The following is a 4,438-nucleotide window of genomic DNA, read 5'->3' on the forward strand; positions in this document are numbered from 1 at the left end:
CCGTCGCGGCGGCCCGCGCCGCCGCCCGCGACACCACCCGCGCCCGCGGGTCCGCCGTCACCGTGACCGTGCGCCGCGCGGGCTCCGCCGTCTCCACGAGCGCGTCCGTGACCCCCTCGGCCCCGGCCAGCAACTCCCGTATGCGCTCACCCGTAGGCCCCCCGCACAGCCCCGTCACCGTGACGCGCCGCCCGAGCGCGCCGAGCACCCGGGCCACGTTGAGCCCCTTGCCGCCCGCGCGTTCACTCACCTCGCGCACCTGGTGACTCGCCCCCGGCACCAGCGCGGGGACGCGATACGTCAGGTCGAGCGCGGTATTGAGCGTGACGGTCAGCAGCATCCGCGCACCCCCTCCCCCTCACGGTCCGGCGCGACCCGGCACCGGCACGAGGTCCGATCATGCCAAAGCCGCACCCCACCCGCCCAGAGGCCGGAGCGGAGCGGACCGCCCGGCCTCGGGGGCGGGAAGCGGCGGCGGGTGGCCGGGGTGCTGACGGGGGGACGGGTACGGGGCCGCCCCTCGCGGGGCCCGCCCCCGTACCGCCGGCCTTTCAGCCCCGCGCCGCCGCCGTCGCCTGCCGCGGCTCCACGATCCAGCGGCCCTTGCGCAGCACCCCCGCCACCTCGAAGTCCGCGTCGAGCACCACGACGTCCGCGTCCTTGCCCGGCTCCAGCGAACCCACCCGGTCCGCGAGGCCGAGCAGGCGGGCCGGGTTGACGCTCAGCGCCCGTACCGCCGCCTCGATGCCGAGACCGTCGACCGTCACGGCCCGCTTCAGCGCGCGGTCCATCGTGAGCGTCGAGCCCGCGATCGAACCGCCCTCCGTCAGCCGCGCGACCCCGTCCACGACATCGACCTCCAGCGGCCCCAGCCGGTAACGCCCGTCGCCGAAACCCGCCGCGTCCATCGCGTCCGTCACGAACGCCACCCGGTCGGCGCCCTTGTGATGGAAAGCCAGCTGAAGCGCCGCCGGGTGCAGATGCGTGCCGTCGTTGATCAGCTCGACCGTGACCCGCTCGTCCTCCAGCAGCGCCGCGACCGGGCCCGGCTCGCGGTGGCCGAGCGGCGGCATCGCGTTGAACAGGTGCGTCGCCACACTCGCGCCCGCGTCGATCGCCGCCACCGTCTGCTCGTACGTCGCGTCCGTATGACCGATCGCCGCGATCACGCCCTGCTCCGCGAGCAGCCGCACCGAGTCCAGGCCGCCGGGCAGCTCCGTCGCGAGTGTCACCATCCGCGCCTGCCCGCGCGCCGCCGCGAGCAGCTTCGCGACCTCCGCCGGGTCCGGATCGCGCAGCAGCGCCTCGCTGTGCGCGCCCTTGCGGCACGGCGAGATGAACGGCCCCTCGAAGTGGATGCCCGCCAGCTCGCCGTCCTCCGCCAGCTCCGAGAGCAGCCCGGCCCGCTCCGCGAGCGCGTCCAGCTCCCCCGTCACCGTTGAGGCGACGACGGTCGTCGACCCGTGCGCGCGGTGCGTCGCGAGCGCCGTCCGTACGTCCTCCACGCCGCCCGCGCCGAACGCGGCCCCGCCGCCCCCGTGGTTGTGGATGTCGACGAAGCCGGGCACGAGCCAGTGCCCGCGCAGATCGACCTCCGGGGCGCCCTCGGGAGCGCGCTCCGCGATCCGCTCCCCGGCCACGACGAGTCTGCCGTCCGGCACCTGCCCCGTGGGCAGGACCACGGTGGCGCCGGTCAGGACGGTGTACTCGGTGCTGGCAGCCATCAGGCGCTTACCTCCGTGGCGAGTAGGTCCCAGGCGAGCAGGCCGGCGCCGAGGCAGCCCGCCGTGTCCCCGAGCGCGGCGGGCACGATCTCGGGAAGCGCCTGGAAGGTGACGCGCGCGGCGACGGCCGCGCGCAGCGGTGTGAACAAGGTTTCCCCGGCCTCGGCGAGCCCGCCACCGATGATCAGCGTCCGGGGGTCGAGCAGGGTGACGGCGATGAGCAGCCCGTCGGCGAGCGCCGCGACGGCCTCCTCCCACACGGCGAGCGCGCGCGGGTCCCCCGCGACCACGGCCCGCGCGCAGTCCGCGGCGGTCGCCTCCGGGTCCCCGCTCGCCTGTGCCCAGGCGGTGGTGACGGCGGAGGCCGAGGCCACCCGCTCCAGACAGCCGCGCTGCCCGCACCCGCACGGCGGCCCGTCCGGGCGCACCACGACATGCCCCAGCTCCCCGGCCGAACCGTGCGCGCCGGGCTCTATGACGCCGTTGATGCCGTAGGCGCCCGCGATGCCCGTGCCGAGCGCGAGGAAGAAGAACCGGTCGGCGCCGTGCCCCGCGCCGAGCCGTCCCTCGGCGATCCCGCCCGTCCGCACGTCGTGGCCGAGCGCGACGGGCACACCGCCGAGCCGCTCGCTCAGCAGGGCCCGCAGCGGCACGTTCTCCCAGCCGAGGTTCGCCGAGAAGACGGCGATCCCGCGCTCGGTGTCCACCACGCCCGGGATCGCCATCCCGACCGCGCTCGCCCCCTCGCCGAACCGCTCGCTGCCGTACGCGTACAGCTCCGCGGCGAAGGCGAGGATGCCCTCGACCACCGCCTCGGGCCCCTGCTCGCGCCCGGTGCGCCGCCGCGCCTCGTGCAGCAGCTCACCCGCCGGCCCCACCAGGGCGGCCTTGATTCCGGTGCCGCCCACATCGAGGGCGATGACATGTTTCACGTGAAACAGTTTGGCGCCTCAACCGGAAGAGGTCTAGTCCATTCGCGTGGCGAAGTTGCCGGGAGGGGCGACGGGGAGGGAGACGGACGGGTGCGCGACGGGTGCCGGACGGGTGCCGCACGGGTGTCGGGCGGGTGCCGCACGGGTGCCGGACGGGTGTCGGAGCGGCGCTCTAGGCTGCGAGGAATGAACGACACGCATGAGGAACCGGGCCGGGGAGCCGGGGGCGAGGAGCCCGTGGGGGAGGCGGCGGGCGGCGCCGGGGAGCCCGGAGGGGAGTCCGCGAGCGGCGCCGGGGAGCCCGGAGGGGAGGCGGCGGTCGGCGCCGGGGAGCCCGTGGCGGAGGCCCCCGCCGCCCCGCCGCACCCGGCGCCTCTCTCCGCCCGCGACCGCGACGTCCTCGCCCTCGAAGGCGAGAGCTTCACCGGGCCCGGCGCCAAGGAACGCGCCGTCCGCGAACGCCTCGGCATGTCGCCGACCCGCTACTACCAACTCCTCAACGCCCTCCTCGACGACCCCGCCGCCGAGGCACACGCCCCCGTCACCGTCCACCGCCTGCGCCGCGTACGGGAGGCACGCCGGGCGGAGCGGTGAGACGGGCGCGGACGGGCGGCCCGGAGTCGGCGCGCGGGCGGAGCGGTGAGACGGGCGCGGCGCGGGCGGCCTAGAGTCGGCGCATGACCGCAGCGCCTGACTCGCACTCCTCCCGTTCCCCGCTCCCCGAGCCCGTGACCGAGGCCGGGCGGGCAGGGTTGCGGGCCGTTCTCGACCAGCCCTCCGGCGCCGTCGTGGCGCTCGACTTCGACGGCACGCTCGCCGACATCGTCCCCGACCCCGATACCGCGCGCGCCCGCCCCGGCGCCGTCGAAGCGCTCGCCCGCCTCGCGCCGCACGTCCGTGCCGTCGCCGTCGTCACCGGGCGGCCCGCCGAGACCGCCGTCCGCTACGGGGGCTTCGCGGGCGTCCCCGGGCTCGAACACCTCGTCGTGCTCGGCCTGTACGGCGCCGAGCGCTGGGAGGCCGCGAGCGGCGAACTCACCGCCCCGCCCCCGCCCCCCGGGCTCACCGCGGCACGCGCCGAACTGCCCACCGTGCTGGCGGAGAACGGGAACTTCCCCGGCCTGTGGACCGAGGACAAGGGCCAGGCCGTCGCCGTCCACACCCGCCGGGCCGAGGACCCGCAGGGCGCCTACGACGCGCTGCTCGCCCCGCTCACCGCGCTCGCCGAACGCCACGGACTCATCGTCGAACCGGGCCGGATGGTCCTGGAGTTGCGCCCGCCCGGCATGGACAAGGGCAAGGCGCTGACGACCTACCTCGACGAGGTCGGCGCCACCTCCGTCCTCTACGCCGGTGACGACCTCGGCGACCTCGCCGCCTACGCCGCCGTCGAAGCGGGCCGCCCCGCCCGCCCCGGCCTCCTCCTCGCCTCCGGCACCGAGGTTCCCGAACTCACCACCCGCGCCGACCTGCCGCTGGAGGGAGGGCCGGAGGAAGTGGTGGCTTTTCTGGGGGCGTTGGGGGCGGCGGTGGGGTAGGGGGAGGGGCTGGGGCGAGGCGGCTGGGGGTGGCTTCCGCGCGGCTCAGGGCAGCCCCCGCCCTCCCAGGGGGCGGCCCCAATACCATTCTTCCAAAGCCGCCCCCGCCCCCCGCCCCGTCCCGCCACATCTGTGGACAACTCCGGGAAACCCGCACAACGCCTCACCCCACCGAGTGAGAGCGTTCCCGCACAGGGCGAGTTATCCACAGCCACCGAACACACCATCACACTGCCGCGCCGCC

5 protein-coding genes are annotated in these 4,438 nt (G+C 76.2%); 2 read left to right on the plus strand and 3 right to left on the minus strand.

What is annotated here, in order from left to right; genetic code table 11:
* From G3I42_RS25775 to G3I42_RS25785, 3 genes are all read right to left on the minus strand, one after another.
* The coding region (locus G3I42_RS25775) for a PfkB family carbohydrate kinase (protein ID WP_239096673.1) at positions 1-340 on the minus strand (340 nt) is incomplete at its 3' end.
* Between the two features lie 211 nt (positions 341-551).
* Positions 552-1,724 carry an N-acetylglucosamine-6-phosphate deacetylase gene (nagA, locus tag G3I42_RS25780; protein ID WP_164289782.1) on the minus strand — a complete coding sequence of 391 codons (1,173 nt, stop codon included), beginning with the start codon at positions 1,722-1,724 and terminating at the stop codon, positions 552-554.
* Positions 1,724-2,656, minus strand: coding sequence for an ROK family protein (locus G3I42_RS25785; RefSeq protein ID WP_164289784.1), 933 nt, complete (start codon positions 2,654-2,656; stop codon positions 1,724-1,726). Before G3I42_RS25785 ends, nagA begins: the two co-directional genes overlap by 1 nt.
* Before the next feature lie 186 nt (positions 2,657-2,842).
* On the opposite strand from G3I42_RS25785, the gene G3I42_RS25790 reads away from it, so the two are divergent.
* Both G3I42_RS25790 and otsB read left to right on the plus strand, forming a co-directional pair.
* A complete protein-coding gene (locus G3I42_RS25790; RefSeq protein WP_164289786.1) occupies positions 2,843-3,250 on the plus strand; it encodes a DUF3263 domain-containing protein in 408 nt (135 codons plus the stop codon).
* 83 nt (positions 3,251-3,333) lie between these two features.
* On the plus strand, positions 3,334-4,194 hold the full coding sequence (gene otsB, locus G3I42_RS25795) for a trehalose-phosphatase (RefSeq protein WP_164289789.1): 861 nt from the start codon (positions 3,334-3,336) through the stop codon (positions 4,192-4,194).
* Positions 4,195-4,438 lie beyond the last annotated feature (244 nt).

It is taken from the genome of Streptomyces sp. SID11385, assembly GCF_010548245.1.
Lineage (GTDB): Bacteria > Actinomycetota > Actinomycetes > Streptomycetales > Streptomycetaceae > Streptomyces.